This is a genomic window from Psychrobacter sp. FDAARGOS_221 (genome assembly GCF_002313155.2).
Taxonomy (GTDB): Bacteria; Pseudomonadota; Gammaproteobacteria; order Pseudomonadales; family Moraxellaceae; genus Psychrobacter.
Map to the genome: position 1 here is coordinate 966,700 of NZ_NWFK02000001.1, position 22,468 is coordinate 989,167.

Genomic DNA, 22,468 nt, shown 5'->3' on the forward strand with positions numbered 1-22,468 from the left:
AACCCATGTCATATAGGAAGGTTTATCTGATGAATCGTTTCTCTAAAACACTGTCTTATTTATTCATTAGCAGTGCCATTATATTATCCGGCTGTCAGTCTATGGCAGAGCCTACTAATATGTCATCAGATAATTATGGCAACCAGCAGGACTCAAAAAATACCGCACAGCATGACTTGGAGATAATGGCGCCTATTATCAAGAAATATCGCGGTGAAATTGTCGGCCTATCTAATGATTTTAAGACCAATAGACTTGATGTCGACGTGTGTTTTTATAAACAAGTATCGGCTGATTTGAAAAGTGACATTGAGCAGGAGTTAACTGAGGCAATAGGTAAAAGCGTTGTGGTAACCCCTTCTTCACATCTCACTCTGCCTATCGGCGGTTTAGATGAGTCTACTTATCAGCACGATCCCTGCGTTTATTAGCTAGGCATATTTGATATTTAAACATCGTAATTTTATTAATTAAAAAAAGCCCGACGCATATTAAGCATCGGGCTTTTTTATAGTCAAATTTTAATAACTAGATTAATCTGCTTCATCAATCCAGTTCATTTGAATGGCCTCTAAGATGCCTTCATTCGACTTTTGTGGATCGTCATCAAAGTTCTCAAGCTCGGTTACCCAGCGGTGCAAATCAGTAAAGCGAATGTACTGTGGGTCGGTATCTGGAAACTTCTCATAAAGCTCAATAGCGATATCTAGGCTGTCTGTCCATTTAAGTTTCTGATTCATGAGGTATTCCTTTTAAAGATTAAAGTTTAGTTAAGACGTGTAGGCTGAGACTTAAACCCAGCTATTAATTTTTATAAGGGTGATTCTAGCATAATTTAATTAACACCATTTCGCCCCTCTCCTTAACTAGCAGGCGGCAGAATAGCGTATTTATTTTTATAAAACGTATAGCCAATCAAAGCAATAAAAACAGCAATGCCAAACATGAGCACTATTTGAATGGTAGATGCCATTGACGGGGTATGAGTGCCATTGCTATAGGCACTATAAATACCAAAAAATGCCCAAGCGGGTGCTAATGCAAACAATGCATTTCGATAACGCAGGACATAGCCTGTGATAAAAGCTATCGCCATTAATAATACAATGATTGTCCACACCGAACCTGAAATACCAAAACCGCCCCAACCCTGTTGAACCGCGACAATGGCACTGTTTAGAATCGTTGCGATAAATACCCATGAGGCATATAGCGTAAAAGCGGTGACTGCTAAAGTCGATGGCACCTGTGTTTGATGGGTGTAAATTCTGTGAATAATAGCCATCAACGACAATAAGATGCCGATAATAAATAGCGTGGATAATCCGACTAGCTCGTAAGAAAAAGCAACAATCCAGCCCATATTAAATAGACTACTTAGGATAAATAATCCAGAGATAAGCTCAGTAAGCTTGACAACCCTTGGGTCTTTTCTTTTAATGAATAAGTAAACGAGCGTGGCAAGTACTAGGATATAGATGACACTCCAAATTGAAAATGCAAAACCACTGGGCGTAATTAGGGTGCGATATTTACTCGAAATATCTGACTGATCCATGCCATTAAAAAAACCCGTTGCACCCAAATAGTTAACGCCTAATGTCGTAAAATACACCACGAGATTGGCAATCGTCCACTTCGTCATTGCCTTAGAGTGTTTGGGTTCACTTCTATTCATTTTGTATTCCTTCTTATTATATTTAGCTAGATGTTTATCTGGCAGCATAATAACCCTCTAAAAAGGGAACAACAATTAAGAATAGAAAATCGCTACGAAACACTATCGTGATGTAACCGTTTGGCTTAGAAAAGATACAAGCGGTCGTGGTGACTGTCCTTATTGTGATTTAATGGCTGTCTGGTTAGCATTCCAAGTGCTAATTACCTCAGTCAACTGCTCACCTTGTAAGCCTAATACTTCTGGGCTTTGCTTGCCTTTTTTATTAACTAAAATAAATTTGGTTAGGCCTATCGCCATTAATTTATTTTTGACATAAAAGTGATGTTGAAAATACAAATATTTGTCATCCCAACCTTCTAAGGTACTGGTCACGGTCAGTTTGTCCAAAAACTTAACTTCTTTGAGATACACCATCTCTTGCATCGAGATGATCCAGTTAAGACTCAGTCCGCCCTTACCTTGCTGTTTTAATATTTGATATAGCCAACCGGTGACATTGAGCTCAATAAATGACAAATAACGATAATTGGGAACATGATTACGAAAGCCCATGTCGTGCGGTAATACTCGGTAGCGACGGCTAAAAGGTGCTTTTAAACGCTCAAGATCGATAGAGTCGTTTTTGGCTTGTTCTTGTCTGAGTAAATTGAGCAAGATGGCAAAACGGATGAGCATGTTCATGGTGTTTTATCCTCTAGTTGTGTTTTAAAGGTCCGATTGTCTTTGAATACCCTTAAACTTGGGCGCCTGCAAACTCTAATTTTTGTTGTCAAATGGCTAATATTGGCCTGAGTTTGATAATGGTTACATAAAGCAATCAATTTAGGCAAGCCTAATGTATCTCTAGCTGTCATTGTTGTCATCTGAGTAACTAAAAAAAATTTCACCCAGTTGAACTTGAAACTTTCATCAAGAAACCCCACTTTCAATACAACCCCATAGCTCAATAACAATACTTTAATGAGTGATATGGGTACCCTTTTAAATTTATCTTTTAACTTATTTATTTTAATGGAGTGAACAATGAATATTCGCCCTTTACATGACCGCATCGTTGTCCGCCGTGTGGAAGAAGAACAAAAAACTGCCGGTGGCATCTTGTTGCCAGGTTCAGCTCAAGAAAAACCATCTCAAGGCGAAATTCTAGCTGTTGGTAATGGTCAAGTCCGTGAAAACGGTGAAATTCGTGCGCTTGACGTAAAAGTTGGCGACACCATCTTATTTGGTCAGTATGCTGGTCAAACAGTAAAAGTTGACGGCGAAGAGTTGTTGATTATGAAAGAATCTGACGTATTGGGTGTTTTAGAAGGTAAATAACCTAGATTAAGCTGTCATTGGCATCAATAATTAAAACAGGGTCAATGATCATTTAATCACCGAGCTCAAAACGTTAAACAATTAAAATAATAGATACTTATCAATTATTAACACCATTCATTAACAAAAAATTGGAGAGTTAATCTCATGGCAAAAGAAGTAAAATTTGGCATTGATGCCCGCAAACAAATGATGGACGGCGTAAACGTTCTAGCAAACGCTGTTAAAGTAACCCTAGGTCCTAAAGGCCGTAACGTAGTAATCGACAAGTCTTTCGGCGCACCTGCAATCACTAAAGATGGTGTTTCAGTTGCTAAAGAAATCGAACTTGAAAACAAATTTGAAAATATGGGCGCTCAGCTTGTACGTGAAGTCGCGAGCAAAACCAACGACGTAGCTGGTGATGGTACTACTACAGCAACTGTATTGGCTCAAGCTATCTTAGTTGAAGGCATGAAGTCTGTTGCTGCCGGCATGAACCCAATGGATCTTAAGCGTGGTATCGACAAAGCGGTAACTGCTGCTGTTGAAGAGATTCACAACATCTCTACCCCAGCTGACGACTCTAAAGCGATCGCTCAAGTAGGCTCTATCTCTGCTAACTCTGACACCAAAATTGGTGAGCTTATCTCTGAAGCAATGGAGAAAGTTGGCAAAAAAGGTGTTATCACTGTTGAAGAAGGCTCAGGCTTTGAAGATTCTTTAGAAGTGGTAGAAGGTATGCAGTTTGACCGTGGCTATATCAGCCCATACTTTGCGAACAAGCAAGACAGCCTAACTGCTGAATTTGAAAACCCATACATCCTTCTTGTTGACAAAAAAATCAGCAACATCCGTGAAATCGTGCCATTACTTGAGCAAGTAATGCAGCAAAGCAAGCCACTATTAATCATTGCTGAAGACGTTGAAAACGAAGCACTAGCAACGCTAGTTGTGAACAACATGCGTGGCGGCTTAAAAACGTGTGCGGTTAAAGCACCAGGTTTCGGCGATCGCCGTAAAGCAATGCTACATGACATCGCTATCTTGACTGGCGGTACAGTAATCTCTGAAGAAGTAGGCTTAAGCTTAGAAACTGCTACTCTAGAGCACCTAGGTACTGCTAAGAAAGTAACCGTTGGTAAAGAAAACACCGTTATCGTTGATGGCGCTGGCTCTAAAGCTGACATCGAAGCACGCATTGACTCAATCAACCGTCAGATCGAAGAATCTACTTCTGACTACGATAAAGAAAAACTACAAGAGCGTGTTGCTAAGCTTTCAGGCGGTGTTGCGGTTATCAAAGTAGGTGCAGCAACTGAAACTGCTATGAAAGAGAAGAAAGACCGTGTTGACGATGCGCTACACGCAACTCGCGCAGCAGTAGAAGAAGGTGTGGTACCTGGTGGTGGTGTTGCGCTTGTACGTGCGCTAAATGCACTTGCTGACCTAAAAGGCGACAACGAAGACCAAAATGCAGGTATTAACATCCTACGCCGTGCGATGGAAGCACCACTACGTCAAATCGTAACTAACGCTGGTGATGAAGCGTCTGTTGTGGTTAACGAAGTGAAAGCAGGTTCTGGTAACTATGGTTACAACGCTGCTTCTGGCGAATATGGCGATATGCTAGAAATGGGTATCCTAGACCCTGCTAAAGTATCTCGCTCAGCACTAGAGCACGCTGCATCAGTAGCGGGTCTAATGCTAACTACTGAAGCGATGATCACTGACAAAGCTGACGGTGATGATCCAATGGCCGCTATGGGCGGTGCTGGTGGTATGGGCGGCATGGGCGGCATGATGTAATAGTCTAGTCTGCGTAGAACTGAACTGTGACCGCGTTAACCTCGCTTAGCCTACTTGATGTAGTGCTCACGCTCGGTTGCCTCGTCACATTCCAGTCTACTTGACTTGACACTTATGTGCAGATGACGTGGTTTAACGTTATCAACCCATAATGTTAAAAGCCAGAAAATAGCAAATAAAAGCCCCGTTAGGCAATCGCTTATCGGGGTTTTTTTCATGCTAAAAATTTAATGCTGTAGACAGGGTTATTATTGATTATAACGACTAAATAGTTTGGCTGATGAGAGTCACGCTACTTACTAGCAATTACCGATAGCTTACCTTCAGATTGATTAATTTGTCTTAAACTGCGGTTGACTACTGAGCGTCACTGGTTTATAAAAAGCTCTCTTTTGAAAATGTGAGTTGTATTCAGCATATTTTCAAATCTTAAACCTTATTTAACTTGTTCATCAGGAGAGATATGGCTTTATTAAAAACTGAAGTAGATACATTAGTTATTGGCGGCGGACAGTCAGGTATTGCGATGAGTGAACACTTAAGCAAACATGATATTGATCATTTGGTTGTCGAAAAAAATAGAATTGCAGAGGCTTGGCGCAGTCAACGTTGGGATTCATTGGTCACCAATGGGCCTCGCTGGAATGATAGATTCCCCAGTTTAAAAATGTCAGGTGAACCAGATGGCTTCGTGCACCATGATGATTTGGCGGATTACTTTGAAGCCTATGCCGATAAAATCAATGCACCGATTCAAACCAATGTCGAAGTCACCCATGTCTCAGAGGTGGAGGGTGATGCAAGATATCAAGTCAAAACAAGCAAAGGTCAAGTGTTGGCCAAAAGTATCGTTGTTGCAACTGGCCCCTTTCAACATCCTGTCATTCCGCCAGTTATCCCGACAACAGCGGATGTTAAACAGCTGCATTCACAGCAATACAAAAATCCAAATCAATTGCCAGATGGTGCAGTATTGGTGATTGGCAGTGGTGCTTCTGGTGTGCAAATCGCAAAAGAACTCAATGAAAATGGCCGCTCAGTGTACTTATCTGTCGGACCACATGTACGTCCGCCTAGACGCTATAGAGGTAAAGACATTATATGGTGGATGGGGGTTTTAGGTATTTGGAATGACACAGAGCCGACAGAAGAAGTAGTCAAAGGTTTTGCGGTAAGTGGCACTGGCACAGTCGACTTTAGACAACTGGCTCATGATGGCATTACCTTACTGGGTATGACTGACAACTATCAAAATGGTACGTTGCACTTCTCTGATGATTTAGCGGCGACAATTGATGACGGTGAGCAAGATTATTACAAACTGCTGGATGCTGCCGATAAATTTATTGAAGACAATGGGCTCGACTTCCCTGAAGAGCCTGAGGCGCGAAACCTGCCTGATATGCCTGAATGTGTGACCAATCCACTGACCGCACTGCATCTTAAAGAGGCCAATATAACCAGCATTATCTGGGCCACAGGATTCAAAAACGATTATAGTTGGTTGGATTTAGATATCTTTGATGAAAATGGCAAACCCAAACACTATCAAGGGGTGACCGATGCCCGCGGTGTGTACTTTTTAGGTCTGCCTTTCTTAACCTGTCGCGGTTCTTCATTTATTTGGGGTGTTTGGCATGATGCCAGCCATATTGCTCATAAAATCAAAGTGCAAAACCATTACGATACATATGATGGTTAACCAGATAGCACTTTTGAATAATTGATATAAGCAATACGGCTAAAAATTACGACTCAAAGGATGCTTAGCAATGACTAAGCATCTTTTTCATCCCGCCTAAATGTCCATGTCTTATCATCCGATAACTCATCAACATAGTAATAGCCTGCCAAATCAAACTGCTTTAAATCGTCTGCTTTGGTGATTTTATTATCTGCGGCATATTTCACCATCAGCCCACGCGCTTTTTTGGCATAAAAACTGATTACTTTGTATTTGCCATTTTTTTCATCTTCAAAGCGAGGGGTGATTAAAGTCGCATCCAATTGTTTTTTGTTGACTGACTTAAAGTACTCATTAGACGCCAAGTTAATTAGCACATTATCCTCGCCTTGCTCGCTACTCTCCGCCATGCGCTGATTGATAACGTCAGTGATAGCATCTCCCCAGAACTGATATAAGTTATCACCATTATCATTTTTGAGCTTAGTGCCCATCTCTAAACGATAAGGCTGAATCAGATCCAATGGTTTTAATACGCCATATAATCCTGACAAAATACCCAGATGCTCATTGAGATAAATCACTGTGTCTTTATCTAAGTTATACATATCAAGACCGGTATACACATCGCCATCAAACAAATAACCGGCCGGCTTGGCATTGTCATCGGCAAACGGCTTATCTTCACTCCACGCCCAATCCTGATTACGCTGAGCATTCAGCTGTGCTAAGTCATCTGAAATACTCATCAGCTCTTGCAGATCAATCGGCTCTTTATTCTTTAAAATTTTCATCAGCTGTTGCGCCTGCTCGATTAGCTCAGGTTGGCTGTAGTAGTTACCGACATTAACCGGAACGGTATCACTTTCATTTAAGCTTTTTGCTGGAGACAGTAAGAAGTACATAGCGCTGTTATCCTTTTTAATTTAAATCGTATTGATGAATAGAGATGAATAAAAATTACCCGTCATCATAGCTTTAAACAAACCGTGATTTCAATTCGCTATTGTTATCTTGGCTCTATTGTTACCTAAGCGCTATAGCTATCTAGCTGCTATGATTATCTCAGCATTGTCGTTATCCCATGACTACTCAACAACCTCTTATTCAACAGCCTCCTATTGAACTAATTGCCAGTCAACAACCCCACCCTGCCCACTTTTAAGCACAGCAAACATACAAAATCGAAGCCAAAACCAATGTTGTATAGATAACCTTATGTTATCTATGAATCAACTTGTCTGCAAACCCCATAAATTAAAGTTTGTGATTAAATTTTACTGGTCGGTCATGTTTCTACGATGAAATTTTCTAATTTATGTTCTTATAATAAATCCTGATGATGGTTTTTGAATAACCATTTATTAAATTGATAACCTTTGGTAAGGACTTATAAAACCAAAGGTTTTTTAATCCCGGACCGTTTTTATATCGCTATATATATCACTATTTACACCGTTATCTTTGAAGTCACAGTCTTATATTGGCGCAGCTTTTTAGACGACAGTTAGGGTATTTAACAGCGCATAGATATTTAAAGACGTATACAGATCCAGATCCACCAACACGCTAGGAGCAAACATGATAATAGGCACAATTCAAGCCAAGCAAGAATTTGAAGGTCGCGTTGCCATTACTCCAGACTCAGTCAAAAAACTGGTCAAGCTAGGACATGAAGTCATTATTGAATCTGGTGCAGGTCAACATGCCTATTACGATGACAATGCCTACCTAAATGCTGGTGCAAAAGTTGCCAGTGAGTCTGATGTACTGCGTCAAGCACAAATCATATGTGTGGTGCAAAACCTAACTGCAGAGCAAATTGCTCAATTGGGCAATAACAGCATCGTCATCGGTATGTTAGATCTCTATCGAAACGACCAATTAGACAACTATGCCAAGCAAGGCACCACAGCCTTCGCTATGGAGCTGTTACCTCGAACCCTATCACGAGCACAGAACATGGACGTGCTGTCTTCACAAGCCAACCTAGCCGGTTATAAAGCGGTATTGATGGCGGCCAATGATTATGCCCGCCCTTTCCCCATGTTCATGACCTCAGCAGGCACCGTTAAGCCAGCTAAAGTGGTGGTGCTTGGTGTCGGCGTTGCTGGGCTACAAGCCATTGCGACCGCTAAACGTCTAGGCGCTGTGGTGGAAGCCAGTGATCTGCGTCCTTCAGTAAAAGAGCAAGTAGAATCATTGGGCGGTAAATGGCTGGATGTGCCGATGAGCGATGAAGAAAAGGAAAAAGCCAAGTCAACCGGTGGTTATGCTTGGGTGCCTTCAGAGCAGTACATGAAAGATCAAGCAGCGGTAGTCGATAAGGCAGTGTCTAATGCCGATATCGTGATTACTACTGCACAGATTCCAGGTCGCAATGCACCAAGATTGGTTCATAAAACCACGCTGGATAAGATGAAAGCTGGCTCAGTACTCATTGATATGGCAGCAAGCTCTGGCGGTAACGTTGAAGGTACTGTCGCTGGTGAAACGGTCGTAACTGATAACCAGGTTCGCATTGTCGGTGCAGCCAATATCCCAGCTACTCTAGCTGCCCAATCATCAGACCTATATGCCAATAACTTGGTGAACTTTATTACGACTTTATTCGATAAAGAAAATGACAATGCACTGCACATCAACCTTGAAGATGAAATCCAAGGCGCGTTGGCAGTGACTCATGGCGGCGAGGTGCGCCTGCAGCGTCGCTAGTCCTTCACTTACTCAATCAAAACATACGCCATTTTATTTTTAATCTGAATGATTTTGGAGCTGATTTTGATTTGGCTTAGATTGAGAAGGACAAGCAATAACAAGCAACCCAGTAATATCAAACACGGACATAACTTTTTAAGTTAAGAAAGACATTAGGAGAACACTATGCTTGCTACGCTATTAGCAACCGCACCAATGGGGGTGGCTGTCACAGGGGGCACCCCTTTTGTGGCAATCTTTACCATCTTCGTTTTGGCCATCTTCGTTGGTTACTATGTCGTCTGGGGCGTTACCCCTGCCCTGCATACCCCACTCATGGCGGTCACCAATGCCTTATCGAGTATCGTCATCGTTGGTGCCATGTTACAAACTACCCATATTGATGGCAGCGCCATTTCTTTGACCAGTGTGTTGGGCGCTTTTGCCGTATTTTTGGCCAGTATCAATATCTTCGGTGGCTTTGCGGTAACCGAACGTATGCTTGCCATGTTTAAACCCAAGGAAAAAAAGGCCAAGCCGACTGATGCCGCCAACGCACAAGGAGACGACGTATGAATGAGGTAACTGACTTAGCACAAATGAACTGGGTTGCTGCTCATGCAGATTGGTTTTATCTGGTTGGTGCCATCCTATTTATCTTAACTCTACGTGGTCTATCTAGCCCAAAAACAGCGATTCGCGGTAACCGCTTTGGTATGGCAGCAATGGCCATCGCCGTATTAACCACCTTTTTCTTAGCTGAAGGTCCAGTACTGTGGCTCATCATTGGTGCGATGATATTAGGCGCTGCCGTTGGTATGTGGAAGGCGAAAACGGTTGCGATGACGCAAATGCCTGAGACCGTAGCACTGATGCACTCTTTTGTTGGTTTGGCAGCCGTGGCTATTGCACTGGCGACCGTATTACACACCGGTCAAGAGCACAGCACCATTGCTCGCATTGAGCTGTTTATCGGTTGTTTCATTGGTGCCATTACCTTCTCTGCGTCTGTCTTCGCTTTTGGTAAATTAGCAGCAAAGAAGTGGGCAAAAACTGTCACTGGCGGTTGGGTTAAGCCATTACAGCTGATTTTATTTGTGGCCATGATTGCCTTTGGCGGCATCTACTTCATCACCGAGTCTATGCCTGCGTTCTATGCAATGACTATCTTGGCTGTACTGTTCGGTTGGATGTGGATTGCACCGATTGGCGGCGGTGATATGCCAGTGGTTGTGTCTTTATTGAACTCATTTTCAGGTTGGGCAGCAGCAGGTATTGGTTTTACCTTAGGTAACTCAATGCTAATCATTGCTGGCTCTTTGGTTGGTTCATCTGGTGCCATTTTATCTTACATCATGTGTAAGGCCATGAACCGCTCACTGGTTAATGTGTTATTCGGCGGCATGGGGACTGCAGCAGCAGCGGCTGGTGATGACGATGGCGCACCAAAAACTTACAAATCAGGCTCTGCTGAAGATGCTGGCTTCTTAATGAGTAACGCCAGTGATGTGATCATTGTTCCAGGTTATGGTATGGCACAAGGTCGCGCGCAAAATGCGGTAAAAGAGCTTTATGAGCTGCTTAAAGATGAAGGTGTTAATGTACGCTTTGCGATTCACCCTGTCGCCGGTCGTATGCCGGGTCACATGAACGTACTATTGGCAGAAGCTGATGTGCCTTATGACGACATCTTAGAGATGGATGAAATTAACTCAGACTTCCCAAGCACTGACGTGGTATTGGTGATCGGTGCTAACGACGTGGTGAACCCATCGGCAAAAGATGATCCAAACTCACCTATCTTTGGTATGCCAATTCTAGAAGCATCTAAAGCGCAAACAGTTATGGTCATCAAGCGCTCAATGAGCACAGGTTATGCCGGCCTTGATAACCCACTGTTTTATTTAGATAAGACCATGATGATCTTTGGTGATGCTAAGAAAATGGTTGAAGAAATGGTACGCACCATCAATGGCGGTCACTAATTTTGCTGTTAACTGACCAATAACTGACCAAGCACTTACTGGCTTGATTAACCAAATCAGTTATTCATCTATTCTGTAAACAATAAAGACAGCTTCGGCTGTCTTTATTTGTTTTAAGACTCATACTTTATTATCAAAACAATTAAGCGCTTTGTGCTTGAGTCTTGTGTATAACATTCAATCAATAATTAACCAATGTTCAATCAATTCTCAATCAATACCTAGTCAAGAATGAGTTTGCATAAATCTTATTTAACGCAATAGCGTAACTGTTGGTAGCTTGCCAGTTATATTGATTACTCAAAGTGAGTGCCTGGCTAAGATTAGAAAGGATTACTAACAAAACACCTCCAATAGCACCCTTGGAAATGTAACAAGTTATGACCATATATAAGGTATAGTAGCCACTATTCGCTAGATGCAGCAGGATAAGCAGAAACAACAATCACAAATCAGCTATCCATGTTTAACTTTAATCAGGTGCTTTAACGTGACACTTAAAACTGGACGTCAGATTAGACGTTTTAAGTTTTAACACCAATATAGGCTATACCCCTATTCAGTCTGACAATTCATTTAAGTCGATTAAATTAATCAATTAAGTCAAATAATCTATTCTAATAAGGATAACACTATCATGTTAAACACATTAAAAAATATCAAAACATCAAAAATCGCAGCAGGTATTGGTCTGGCCGCAGCAGCCACTATGGCAGCCGCTCCAGCAATGGCCGCTGACCTTGCGCCATCTACCGCAGACTACACTTTCAGTGTCGATAACAAATACAATGGTACTGGTACACGTACTTTGACTAAATCAGGTAATACTTGGAACTATAAAGTGAATGCCCGCGTCTCTGGTGTGGCAACTGCCAACCAAAATAGCACCTTTACTTTAAGTGGTAATACGGTCATTCCGGTTAAAGCCAGTACTTCATACCGCCTGTTTGGTATCGGCCGTACGCATAACATGAGCTTTAGCAACTCTGGTAAAAAAGTAACCAGTACTTACCGTGGCAAAACTCACAACTTATCGTCATCATCAACCGCATTGGATGACTTAAGCCTAGAGGCACAAATCAGACAAGACCTGTTAAACGGTAAATTTACCGGTAACTACTACATGGTAAAAAAAGATAAAATCGAAAGAACACCATTCAAAAAAGTAGGCAACACCAAGGTTACTGTGCCTGCTGGTACCTATAATACCGTACGTGTTGACCGTGTCCATGATGACAAAGACCGTACCACCAGCTTCTGGTTAGCTCCTAGCCTAAACTATCTACCTGTAAAAGTTGTACAGAATGATGATGGCAAAAAAATTGAAATGGAACTAACCAAAGTTCGTTAATTAAGTTATAAATGAATGGGCCATTTAAAACACCCATCATGAATTTATAGTACAAAAAAAGGAAGCATCTCACGGATGCTTCCTTTTTTATGTCACTTATTTTCAGTTCTTTTAAGTTAGTTCAATTATTTACAACTTAAGCATGAGGCATTTGACCAAGCTTAACTTTGTGACGCTTGGCTTGTAACCAGTAGATAACCGCATACAAACTAACACCTATCACATAGCTCACATATTCATGTGGCAAGTTAAACCACTCTTGAACCATATTCGGTATCATCATCAGCAAGGTAATGATAATCAGTAAAATTACCTCTAGCCAATTGGTTTGAACACGAATCCAGCGCTGAGTGGCTGAAGAGAACGCCAACATACCAAGCACTGCTGTTGCAAAAATAAGCGCAATTTCAAATGGATTGGTAATCCACTGCCAACCTGATGGATCTTTGGGATTTGCAGGGTCAACACCATCAATCAATAACAGCTTACTGTTGAAGAAGAACATAAAAGGTAAGATTGCGGTACGGATATCGTAGGCAAAACCTTGGATACCAGTTTTGATCGGATCGGATTTTGCAATCCCCGCAGCCGCATAAGCTGCCATCCCCACCGGCGGTGTATCATCCGCCAAAATACCAAAGTAGAACACAAATAAATGCGCTGCAATAGCTGGTACCATATAACCTAAATCACCACTTAGACCTAGAATAACCGGCGCTGTTAATGATGCCATTACGATATAGTTTGCCGTTGTTGGCAGACCCATACCTAATACCAAACAGACCACAGCGGTTAATGCTAATACCGCTAAGATGTAGCCGCCTGACATGACTTCAATCACATCGGCCAAGATCAGGCCAATACCTGTAATGGTCACTGAGCCTACTACGATACCAGCTACTGCTGTTGCAATCGCAATAGGTACCATGTTTTTGGCACCGTTCACCATACCTGCACAGATATCGACAATGGCTGTTTTTAAGTTTTCAACAAAATTCAGACCATTTTTTGCCCACAACGATTTAACAAAGGGCTGAACCACCATAATCGCCATCAATACCATAATACCGTTAAATGCGGCACGCTGTGGCGACATACGCAGTACAACTAAGGTGTACATCAGATAGAACACTGGCAGTAAGAAATGCAAACCACTAACGAACACAGTCCAAACTTTAGGCAAACGATCTTTGGCTTCACCTTTAATACCTAACTTTTTGGCTTCTAAATGCACAATGTAGAACAGCGCAATATAGCTGACAAATGCAGGAATGGCAGCGGCCATAATTACGCCCGCATAATCCATGCCCAAAAACTCAGCAATAATAAAGGCGGCTGCCCCCATGATTGGCGGCATAAGCTGACCGTTGGTCGATGCTGCTACCTCTACCGATGCTGCTTTATGCGCTGGGAAACCCAAACACTTCATCAGCGGGATGGTGAAGGTACCGGTTGTCACAGTGTTAGCGATTGATGAGCCTGAAATAATACCCATCATGCCAGAAGCGGCAACCGATGCTTTAGCTGGGCCCCCGTCAAAGCGACCTAACGCCGCATAAGCCAAATCGATAAAGTATTTACCGGCCCCTGCGCGCTCTAGCAGTCCACCGAATAATACAAACAAGAAGACATAGCTGGCACTAACGCCGAGTGGCACACCAAAGATACCTTCGGTGGTCAAGAACATCTGCCCCATCATCTTATTAACGCTGGCGCCTTTATGGGCAATCATGTCTGGCATGAACTGACCAAATTTGACGTAAGCCAAGAATGCGATAGCAATAATGGCCAACGCTGGGCCCAAAGCACGTCTTGATGCCATCAGTAACAGCACAATACCGGCTATTGCCACCCACACATCCATCGGTATCCACGCACCAGAGCGGGCGTTGAGCGCATCATAAAATATAAAGATGTACAGCGAGGTTGCCGCTGCTATTAGACCCAGTGCGTAGTTCCAAATAGGAATACTGCTCATGGTTCGCTTGGTACGAAACATGGGATACATCAAGAACGTCATCAATAACGCAAACGCCAAGTGAATCGACCTAACAAACACATCGTTAAAGGGAATTAATACAACGTATAGTTGAAAAAACGACCATAAGAAGGCGATAACACCAATAATAATATAACCAAAAGAGTTGGTCGGTAATACGCGTTTACCTTCAAGCACGTCTGCTTCATCAATGTGTACTGTGCTATCTGCGTTAATAGCTTGTGAGGCATCGGTAATATCTGTAGCCTCAGAGGGGTGTTTATTCATGGTATTCTCCAAAATTATTTGGCCGACAGAAATCGTTTCAAAAAAAATAAGCACAGGTCAATAAACCTATGCTTACTCATTAACCTAACCCACCATAATTTGACTTATGATGTAGCGTTGGCTGCAACAATTCCTGCTTTTTCGAATACCGCTGCTGCTGCAGGATGTTGTGGTACTGCTAAGCCTTCTAATAAAGACTCTTTAGTGATGCTCTTATAAGCAGGATGTGACTCTTTGAACTCGTCAAAGTTATCTAAGATAGCCTGAGTGATAGCCGCTACTGCATCATCAGCCATATCTTCACGTGTTACCAACACTGCTTTTACACCAATACTTGGTACGTCTTGCTCAACGCCTTCATAGTACTCTGCTAAGATAGTACCTTTGGCATAATATGGGTTTTCTGCTACTAGCTCATCAACACCAGGACCATCGATAGGTACTAGGTCAATCTCTACTGAGTTAGCCGCATCTTTAATGTTAGCGGTTGGGTGACCAACCATATAGAAGTAACCATCAACCTTTTTATCTTTAAGCATGGTTGGGCCTTCTGATGCTTTGAGCTCATTAGCAAAAGCAAGATCATCAATACTGATACCACTGGCTTCAAACACAGCTTCAGCTGTCATACGGTTACCACTGCCTGGTACGTCAACGTTAATCTTTTTACCTTTAACGTCCATCAATGTCTTAATGCCAGAATCTTTACGAACGATTAATGACAGTAACTCAGGATAGATAGCAAGTACACTGCGTAGCTCAGGAACCGGTGCATCAGCGAATTTGCCTTCACCATTTAGAGCCTGATAAGCCGTGTCACTTTGAGCGATACCAAAGTCAAGCTCGCCTGCTTTGATAGTGTTTACGTTATAAACAGAACCACCAGTTGATTCTACTGAACAGCGAATTGGAGATTCAGCTGCTTTTACCATGCGGCAGATAGCGCCACCAGTAGGATAATAAGTACCTGTTACGCCGCCAGTACCAATAGTAATAAATTTGGTTTCGCTGGTTTCAGCTGATGCGTCGCCATTTGCAGTCTCTTCTGCAGGTTGAGAGCAACCTGTCATCATTAACATACCAAGCGCAAGTGCAGATAGAGAAGGAAATAATTTCATGATAATCGTCCTAGTTGATCAAACTTCAAACTTAATTTGAATATTTAAACTTTATTTATGTAAGGTTAAAACTAAGTTATAGACTGCCTTGTCATACGAAAACTTATAGACCACCATTGGGTATTAAGCTGGGTATTAAGCTGGTAATAAAAAGATACAATTCATAACAATTAGTTTCAATGGCTCCATACTATTATAGTTTTATATACAAGTCCAGTGTTTATCCATATAGATAAGACATAAACAACCCATTTTTAGGGCATAAATAACAGATATAAAAAAGGCGAGCCTGCTATGACTCGCCTGATTTTGCGCTCAAAATATCTCAAATAATTTCTAAGATTAGTTGTCGTTATTTATTAAACATCGATTTTAATTTGTTTAAACAGACACCTCTGTTAGCCATTCATAGAAGGCAAACGTTTGAGTAACTTAAATAGCCACACATTGATTAAAAACAGCAAAATAAGATCGATGCCATAGACCCACAGCACACTAATGCCACTGTCATAAAATCTTGAAAACAGCGTCACCCCACTGGCACCCAAATAAATTAGGCTTAGCATACTACTGACCAATAGCGCATAGGCTGATTTTCCAGTCACCATCCAAGGGGTAATAATCAGCGCTGGAATAAGCCATAACAGCTGCCAGGCAATACCGCCAATGATGTTCGGCTCTGTCGCCAACAACAATCCTAATAATATGGGCAAGCCCGCCATTCGATATAGCAACCAAATGAGCCATCCCATGCGTAGCTTTGACTGCATTTGCTTGATGGCCATTTGATTTTCAGCGCTATTGGGGTCAATCCCTTTATTTTTTGCCATGACTTAAGACCAGTTTGCTTGAGACAAAGCTTTGGCTGCTTGCGCAATGCGTTTACCCTGCGCGACTGCCAATGCTCGCTCATCTTGACTCATCGGATGATCATGCGCGGTGCCACTGACGTGTGTCGCCCCATAAGGTGTGCCGCCACGATTGGTTCGACCAAGCTCAGGATTGGCATAAGGTAAGCCCATCATAATCATGCCATGGTGTAGTAGCGGCATCATCATGGTCAGCAAGGTTGTTTCTTGACCGCCATGCATAGAGCCGGTGCTGGTAAACACGCAAGCAGGTTTGTTTTGTAAATTGCCTGCCAGCCATAAAGTGACGGTGTTGTCCCAAAAGTGCTTCATCGATGCGGCCATATTACCAAAGTGGGTTGGGCTACCCAATGCCAAACCGGCACAGTTTTTGAGATCTGCCATCGTACAATATAAGTCGCCCTCATCCGGGATGGCCGGTTTAATCTCTGTGGTTTCTGCTGCCACCGTGGGTACCGTACGAATACGTGCTGTCATGCCAGCATCTTCAATGCCTTGTGCAATAGCGTATGCCAGCTCTTTGGTGGTCCCATGTTGTGAGTAATACAACACCAACACATAGTTTGATGCTTTTGATGCCGTACTGGCGGTTTGAGTTGTCATAGTTCGGTTATCTCCAAGGTAAATATAAGCCAAGCGTTGACCAATTTTCGTCATTTGATCGGCGTCATTTTTTTCAAACGACATTCCGTTGTTAACTTTAAGTGATATCATATCATTTTGACACAAACAAACAGCACAATTAGTATGGCAATTTTTGTTAAACTAGCCCCCTTGTTCACTACACTGACCTAGATACTATGGAAAAACTACTCAAAAAACTGCCCTTTTATGACCACACTTGGTTTAGTTTTTTACGCTTTTTAGTCCGTCACTTTCTAGAGGACAACTGCCAACAAAAAGCCGCCTCTCTGACTTATACCACTTTGTTATCTATCGTACCTATCTTGACGGTATTATTGATGATTTTGTCGTCAGTACCGGCACTAGAGTCTGTACGTGAACAAATCTCACAGGTGATTTATTCTAATTTGCTGCCGCAATCAAGCCTACAGGTCAGCGAATATCTAAATAACTTTGCTGAAAAATCGAGCAACTTGACCGCTATTGGTGCCATGGTGTTATTTGTCACCACCATCATGACCTTGACTACCATTGAACGCGCATTTAACCAAATTTGGCGTGTCGAAGAACGCTCTGGTGGCCTAAAAAGTATTTTGCGTTATTGGACCATTATTACCTTAGGTCCTTTGGTATTGGGCACCGCTTTTATCGCCTCAAGCGCGGTACAAAGCTTAAGTCTGTTAAATAAACAAGTGGCAGGCTACGGCATTGATTGGTCATTTTGGGTACAAGTGATTTCCTTTGCAGTGACAGTTGCTGGCTTTATCGGGATGTATTGGTTTATTCCAAAAGCACGTGTGCCATGGAAAACTGCGGCTATTGCCGGTGTATTTGTCGCCGTGGTGTTTGAGCTATTAAGAAACGTATTTGGCTTAATCATGAGCAACTTTACCAGCTATGAAGCCATCTATGGGGCTTTTGCTGCTTTCCCTATTTTGCTGTTATGGATTTATATGTCTTGGAACCTAATCTTATTAGGGGTCGAGATTAGCTATACATTGACCATTTTTGCCAGTGGTGAAGTACATCCACGTCATCCATTAATCAGTTTGTTGGACATGCTTAACTTATTACATGAGCGTTATCAGCAAGGTCAATGCGCCAAAGAACAAGAACTACGCGATGTATTAGGTCGCAAAGAGCTACCTAAATGGTTTACCTATCTTAACTATCTTAAGCAAAATGAGCTGATTACCGCCACCTCTGATGGCGAGTATGTGTTGAAAAAAGATTTGCACAATCTAACCTTGTGGGACTTTTATCGCACCCTACCCTATCCGCTACCGATTAAAAATGAACTCGATGACGTCAAATTAAATACCGAACAACCTGGCGTTAAGCTGCTACTCGACCGCTTAGAGCATACAGAAGCTTATGTGCGCAAAGAGTTGGATATTCCTTTGTTTGACATCTTTAGTCAAAGTCAGGCAATGGGTAAGAACCACAGCTTATTTGCCGATACCCGCAATCATGCAGAGTCTGCAAACGATAATGGCCATAGCGATGATGATTCGACGCCTGAAGCTGAGTCTTATGATCCTCATGAAGAAGTGGTCACCGATAATAATAACCGCGAAGCTATCATTCCTCAAGATACCAATACTGACGCCGCATCAGAGCAGCAAACAGCTGCTGAAGCAGATGGCGCTAAAAAGGCAGGTAAATCAGGACTACTGGGTACCCTATTCTCTCATCACAACGATAAACCGGTGATTACAGAGGATGACAATCCCAAAAAATCTGGTGACTAATGTTAGAGACAGCTTTTAAACTTGAGTATCACTCTTAAAAAAAGGAATCACGCCCACTTATGCAGCATGCAACCAGCCTCAGTGTTTTTGAAATCGGTGCCATATTCTTAAGCATCACTGCTTTATTAGCCTATATCAATAAGCGCTTTATTGGCTTGCCGACCAGTATCGGGGTTATGACCATCTCCTTGATACTGTCTATCTGCGCAATCTTTTTGGGCGTGTTAGGCTTTGATCAGCTGATTGATTATGAAAAAGGCTTGTTGGCTAAGCTTGATTTCACCGAGATTTTGCTTGATGGCATGCTATCCATGCTGTTGTTTGCAGGCTCGCTGCATATCAATTTAGGCGACTTACGCACTTATAAACTGCCGATTGCCATCTTGGCCTGTATTGGCACTGTGCTGTCTTCGTTATTGATTGCCACCGCTATTTATTACATCCTACCGCTGATTGGATTTGAGATTGGTTTTATTTGGTGTTTGTTATTTGGTGCATTAATTTCACCCACGGACCCTATTGCGGTGATGGGTATCTTAACCTCCGCTGGCGCACCCAAAAGCTTAGAGACAGTGATCGCTGGCGAATCATTATTTAATGATGGTGTTGGCGTGGTTATTTTCGTGGTACTGCTTGGCATTTTGAGCAGTGGCACCATCCCATCGACTGGCGATATTGCGCACACCTTAGCGGTTGAAGCCGGCGGCGGTATCCTATTCGGTTTGGTGCTTGGTAGCATTTTATATTACATGCTCAAAAGTATTAACAGCTACCAAGAAGAAGTATTACTGACTTTGGCCGGTGTATTGGGCGGCTACTCATTGGCCAGCTACTTTCACTTATCTGGGCCATTGGCAATGGTCATGATGGGCTTAATGCTGGGCAACCACGGCCGCACCTATGCCATGAGTGATGAAACTCGGCTACATGTGGATTTGTTCTGGGAATTAATTGACGAGATTTTAAATGCTATCTTATTCGTTTTGATTGGATTAGAGATAGTGACCATTGCCTATTCGGGCAACTTATTTATCGCAGCCGCTATCGCCATTGTCATTGCCTTGGTCGCTCGCTTTATGGTGGTCGGCCTAACCACCAGAACATTACGCCATCAGCTAAATTTACCGGTTGGCGCATGGAAAGTTCTGACTTGGGGCGGTTTGCGAGGTGGCATCTCGGTGGCCTTGGTGCTACAGCTACCCATTGGCATGGAACGTGACGTACTACTGGCCATGACCTATGCCATTGTTATCTTCTCTATATTAATTCAAGGGCTTACGATAGGCAGAGTAACGCGCAGTATCAGACCACTGAGCCAAGCCTAAGAACTGTTCCTGATCAGCTAGCTCTAATGAACTAAAAATGCGTCAGTTAGCGCTTAACTGTTATTGGCCGGCACTACTGATTTACCCAACATCACCACATCAGCGACAAAGGTTTGCATATCACACACCTGCGGCATTGTGCCCCAAGTTTCAAATCCAAACTTGCTAAACAACGCCAGACTTGGCTGATTATGCGAAAAAATCAGCGCTAAGATGTTGCGAATGCCTAACTGTGGTGCCTGTGTTAACATCCATTGCAGAAATAAGCTTGCCAGCCCACGACGGTGATACTGCTGATGCACATAGATGCTAATTTCGGCACTGATATCATAAGCAGGTCGACTTTTGAAATCACTAAAACAGCCCCAAGCCATCACAGTGCCGCTGTCATTTTTGAGCACATAAATAGGACGTATTGGGCGCTGCAAATGCATCTCAAACCAAGGCTGCCTATCTGCGACAGTCACTTCGATTAAGTCAGCCGTTGATTTTTTGGTTAAAATACTTTGATTATAAATGGTAACTATTTGCTCTAAATCAGCTTGCTTAGCAAGCGCTATACTAAAAGCCATGCCAGTGCTATCGTGACCGTCATATAAGTTGTCTGTATCAGTTTCTACTCTATCGGTATCACAGGTATAGTTAGCTTCTTTATCTAATGGCATCTGCGTTATCCTTAAAATGGGTGGTAGCAGTATTACAACTTGCGACATTACAACCTGCAACATTGCTCAGCGATTAATGTTCAACAGCCCAGGTTCGTTTTACACTATAATGGGTTTATAATTCTGCGGTATATATTCTATACTGAACGAACATGAGTAGCGATACCCATTTTAATTGACTAATTTACTGACTACCGCATCGCTGGTACACCCCTTTATTATGTTTATAAACAAGGCTTTATGAAAACAATATTTTTAGACTTAGACCAACTTCACACGCTAACTGGCCATGAGGCACTGACTAAGCCTAGTGCATTAACCATAGGTAACTTTGATGGGGTGCATCTGGGCCATCAAGCCATGCTAACTCAGCTACATGACACAGCCAAAGCTCAGCAGTTGGCCACTATGGTGATGATTTTCGAGCCTCAACCACGTGAATATTTTGCGCAGTTAAAAGCAGATCCTCAATCGGCGCCTGCTCGATTAAGCTCGCAAGATGAAAAGTTAGCATTACTTGCAGAGCTTGGTATAGATACGGTAGTCGTTGCTAAATTTGATGATCGTTTTCGCTCTTTGTCAGCCACTGAATTTGCCGACTTACTGACCAGCAAGCTTAATGTGAAGTCTTTGGTGCTCGGTGATGACTTTAAGTTTGGCCACGATCGAACCGGTGACAGTGAGTTTTTGCGTCGTTACGGACTGCCAGTGACTAACTTACAAACCGTGACTGATACCGATGCCGCTGCTGCCCATGCAAATCAGCTTGATGGCAGTGACAGCTCGGACCTGCAGATTTTAGATGACCGTATTAGCTCAACCCGCATTCGTGAGCTACTTGAAGTAGGTGATTTAACCACTGCCAACCACTTGCTAAACCGAGATTACAGCATTACGGGCAGCGTTATTGGCGGCGATAAGATAGGTCGTACTTTAGACTTCCCCACTGCTAATATTGAATTAAATCGAGTCCGTCCTGCACTACATGGTGTGTTCGGGGTTGATGTGGTTGTATTAGATGAATCCGGCGCAGTCATCGCTGATGCCTTTGAGCAGCTTGCTGAAGACAACCAAACTGGCATCGCCGGCTTACGTCCTTCTAGCTTATTTGGTACCGCTAATATCGGTATCCGCCCTACCCTTGATAAGCCACAAGAATGGCGCCTTGAGGTATTCTTCCCTGAGTTTTCTGGCAGCTTATATGGCAAAACTCTAAATATCAGGTTCTTACATCATCTTCATGCTGAGCGTAAATATGATGGCCTAGAAGCACTTAAAGCGGGTATCAAACAAGATGTTGAAGACCTTATTAATTGGCGTCAACAAGCGGATTAGAGTTTACTAAAA

At 42.6% G+C, this 22,468-nt stretch carries 20 protein-coding genes; 11 read left to right on the forward strand and 9 right to left on the reverse strand.

Annotation, left to right across the window (positions count from 1 at the left end; all coding sequences use genetic code 11):
- The first annotated feature begins 29 nt into the window (after positions 1-29).
- Entirely contained in the window at positions 30-431 is a 402-nt protein-coding gene (locus A6J60_RS03995) for a hypothetical protein (RefSeq protein WP_096064832.1), read from the forward strand.
- A 102-nt stretch (positions 432-533) separates the two neighbouring features.
- Here the strand turns inward: A6J60_RS03995 and iscX are convergent, their stop codons facing one another.
- The 3 genes from iscX to A6J60_RS04010 form a co-directional block, all read right to left on the reverse strand.
- Positions 534-740, reverse strand: a complete 207-nt coding sequence (gene iscX / locus A6J60_RS04000) for a Fe-S cluster assembly protein IscX (RefSeq protein ID WP_019672935.1) — start codon at positions 738-740, stop codon at positions 534-536.
- 122 nt (positions 741-862) lie between these two features.
- Positions 863-1,678, reverse strand: coding sequence for a tryptophan-rich sensory protein (locus A6J60_RS04005; RefSeq protein WP_227526057.1), 816 nt, complete (start codon positions 1,676-1,678; stop codon positions 863-865).
- 159 nt (positions 1,679-1,837) lie between these two features.
- Positions 1,838-2,362, reverse strand: a complete 525-nt coding sequence (locus A6J60_RS04010) for an acyl-CoA thioesterase (protein ID WP_096064833.1) — start codon at positions 2,360-2,362, stop codon at positions 1,838-1,840.
- 342 nt (positions 2,363-2,704) lie between these two features.
- Between A6J60_RS04010 and groES the strand changes: the two genes are divergently transcribed.
- The 3 genes from groES (at position 2,705) to A6J60_RS04025 (ending at position 6,488) form a co-directional block, all read left to right on the forward strand.
- Positions 2,705-2,998: a co-chaperone GroES gene (gene groES, locus A6J60_RS04015; RefSeq protein WP_096064835.1), complete on the forward strand. Its 294-nt coding sequence runs from the start codon at positions 2,705-2,707 to the stop codon at positions 2,996-2,998.
- 147 nt (positions 2,999-3,145) lie between these two features.
- Complete coding sequence (gene groL, locus A6J60_RS04020; RefSeq protein WP_096064836.1) at positions 3,146-4,786, forward strand: chaperonin GroEL; 1,641 nt, start codon at positions 3,146-3,148, stop codon at positions 4,784-4,786.
- A 463-nt stretch (positions 4,787-5,249) separates the two neighbouring features.
- The gene (locus A6J60_RS04025) at positions 5,250-6,488 is read left to right on the forward strand and encodes a flavin-containing monooxygenase (protein WP_096064837.1); all 1,239 of its coding nucleotides are present in this window, start codon (positions 5,250-5,252) and stop codon (positions 6,486-6,488) included.
- A gap of 74 nt (positions 6,489-6,562) precedes the next feature.
- On the opposite strand, the gene yaaA is transcribed toward A6J60_RS04025, so the two are convergent.
- Positions 6,563-7,375, reverse strand: a complete 813-nt coding sequence (gene yaaA / locus A6J60_RS04030) for a peroxide stress protein YaaA (RefSeq protein ID WP_096064838.1) — start codon at positions 7,373-7,375, stop codon at positions 6,563-6,565.
- Positions 7,376-8,051: 676 nt separating this feature from the next.
- Between yaaA and A6J60_RS04035 the strand changes: the two genes are divergently transcribed.
- From A6J60_RS04035 to A6J60_RS04050, 4 genes are all read left to right on the forward strand, one after another.
- Positions 8,052-9,185 carry a Re/Si-specific NAD(P)(+) transhydrogenase subunit alpha gene (locus A6J60_RS04035; RefSeq protein ID WP_096064839.1) on the forward strand — a complete coding sequence of 378 codons (1,134 nt, stop codon included), beginning with the start codon at positions 8,052-8,054 and terminating at the stop codon, positions 9,183-9,185.
- Between the two features lie 198 nt (positions 9,186-9,383).
- Complete coding sequence (locus tag A6J60_RS04040) at positions 9,384-9,743, forward strand: proton-translocating transhydrogenase family protein (protein ID WP_264755587.1); 360 nt, start codon at positions 9,384-9,386, stop codon at positions 9,741-9,743.
- 23 nt (positions 9,744-9,766) lie between these two features.
- Positions 9,767-11,152, forward strand: coding sequence for an NAD(P)(+) transhydrogenase (Re/Si-specific) subunit beta (locus A6J60_RS04045; protein WP_096066463.1), 1,386 nt, complete (start codon positions 9,767-9,769; stop codon positions 11,150-11,152).
- A gap of 637 nt (positions 11,153-11,789) precedes the next feature.
- Complete coding sequence (locus A6J60_RS04050; protein ID WP_096064841.1) at positions 11,790-12,503, forward strand: DUF3108 domain-containing protein; 714 nt, start codon at positions 11,790-11,792, stop codon at positions 12,501-12,503.
- Between the two features lie 136 nt (positions 12,504-12,639).
- Here A6J60_RS04050 and A6J60_RS04055 read toward each other — a convergent pair whose 3' ends face one another.
- The 4 genes from A6J60_RS04055 to wrbA all read right to left on the reverse strand — a co-directional run bounded on the left by A6J60_RS04055 (position 12,640) and on the right by wrbA (position 17,359).
- Complete coding sequence (locus A6J60_RS04055; RefSeq protein ID WP_096064842.1) at positions 12,640-14,769, reverse strand: TRAP transporter permease; 2,130 nt, start codon at positions 14,767-14,769, stop codon at positions 12,640-12,642.
- Positions 14,770-14,873: 104 nt separating this feature from the next.
- Positions 14,874-15,887 carry a TAXI family TRAP transporter solute-binding subunit gene (locus A6J60_RS04060; protein ID WP_096064843.1) on the reverse strand — a complete coding sequence of 338 codons (1,014 nt, stop codon included), beginning with the start codon at positions 15,885-15,887 and terminating at the stop codon, positions 14,874-14,876.
- Between the two features lie 398 nt (positions 15,888-16,285).
- On the reverse strand, positions 16,286-16,717 hold the full coding sequence (locus A6J60_RS04065) for a hypothetical protein (protein ID WP_096064844.1): 432 nt from the start codon (positions 16,715-16,717) through the stop codon (positions 16,286-16,288).
- A 3-nt stretch (positions 16,718-16,720) separates the two neighbouring features.
- Complete coding sequence (gene wrbA, locus A6J60_RS04070; RefSeq protein WP_096066464.1) at positions 16,721-17,359, reverse strand: NAD(P)H:quinone oxidoreductase; 639 nt, start codon at positions 17,357-17,359, stop codon at positions 16,721-16,723.
- Between the two features lie 197 nt (positions 17,360-17,556).
- Here wrbA and A6J60_RS04075 point away from each other — a divergent pair, with 197 nt between their 5' ends.
- Both A6J60_RS04075 and A6J60_RS04080 read left to right on the forward strand, forming a co-directional pair.
- Positions 17,557-19,131 (forward strand): YihY family inner membrane protein, encoded by a 1,575-nt coding sequence (locus A6J60_RS04075; RefSeq protein ID WP_096064845.1) that lies wholly within the window; start codon positions 17,557-17,559, stop codon positions 19,129-19,131.
- Between the two features lie 59 nt (positions 19,132-19,190).
- Positions 19,191-20,456 (forward strand): cation:proton antiporter, encoded by a 1,266-nt coding sequence (locus A6J60_RS04080; protein ID WP_096064846.1) that lies wholly within the window; start codon positions 19,191-19,193, stop codon positions 20,454-20,456.
- 53 nt (positions 20,457-20,509) lie between these two features.
- On the opposite strand, the gene A6J60_RS04085 is transcribed toward A6J60_RS04080, so the two are convergent.
- Complete coding sequence (locus tag A6J60_RS04085; RefSeq protein ID WP_227526058.1) at positions 20,510-21,121, reverse strand: GNAT family N-acetyltransferase; 612 nt, start codon at positions 21,119-21,121, stop codon at positions 20,510-20,512.
- A gap of 240 nt (positions 21,122-21,361) precedes the next feature.
- Between A6J60_RS04085 and ribF the strand changes: the two genes are divergently transcribed.
- A complete protein-coding gene (gene ribF, locus A6J60_RS04090; RefSeq protein WP_096064847.1) occupies positions 21,362-22,456 on the forward strand; it encodes a riboflavin biosynthesis protein RibF in 1,095 nt (364 codons plus the stop codon).
- Positions 22,457-22,468 lie beyond the last annotated feature (12 nt).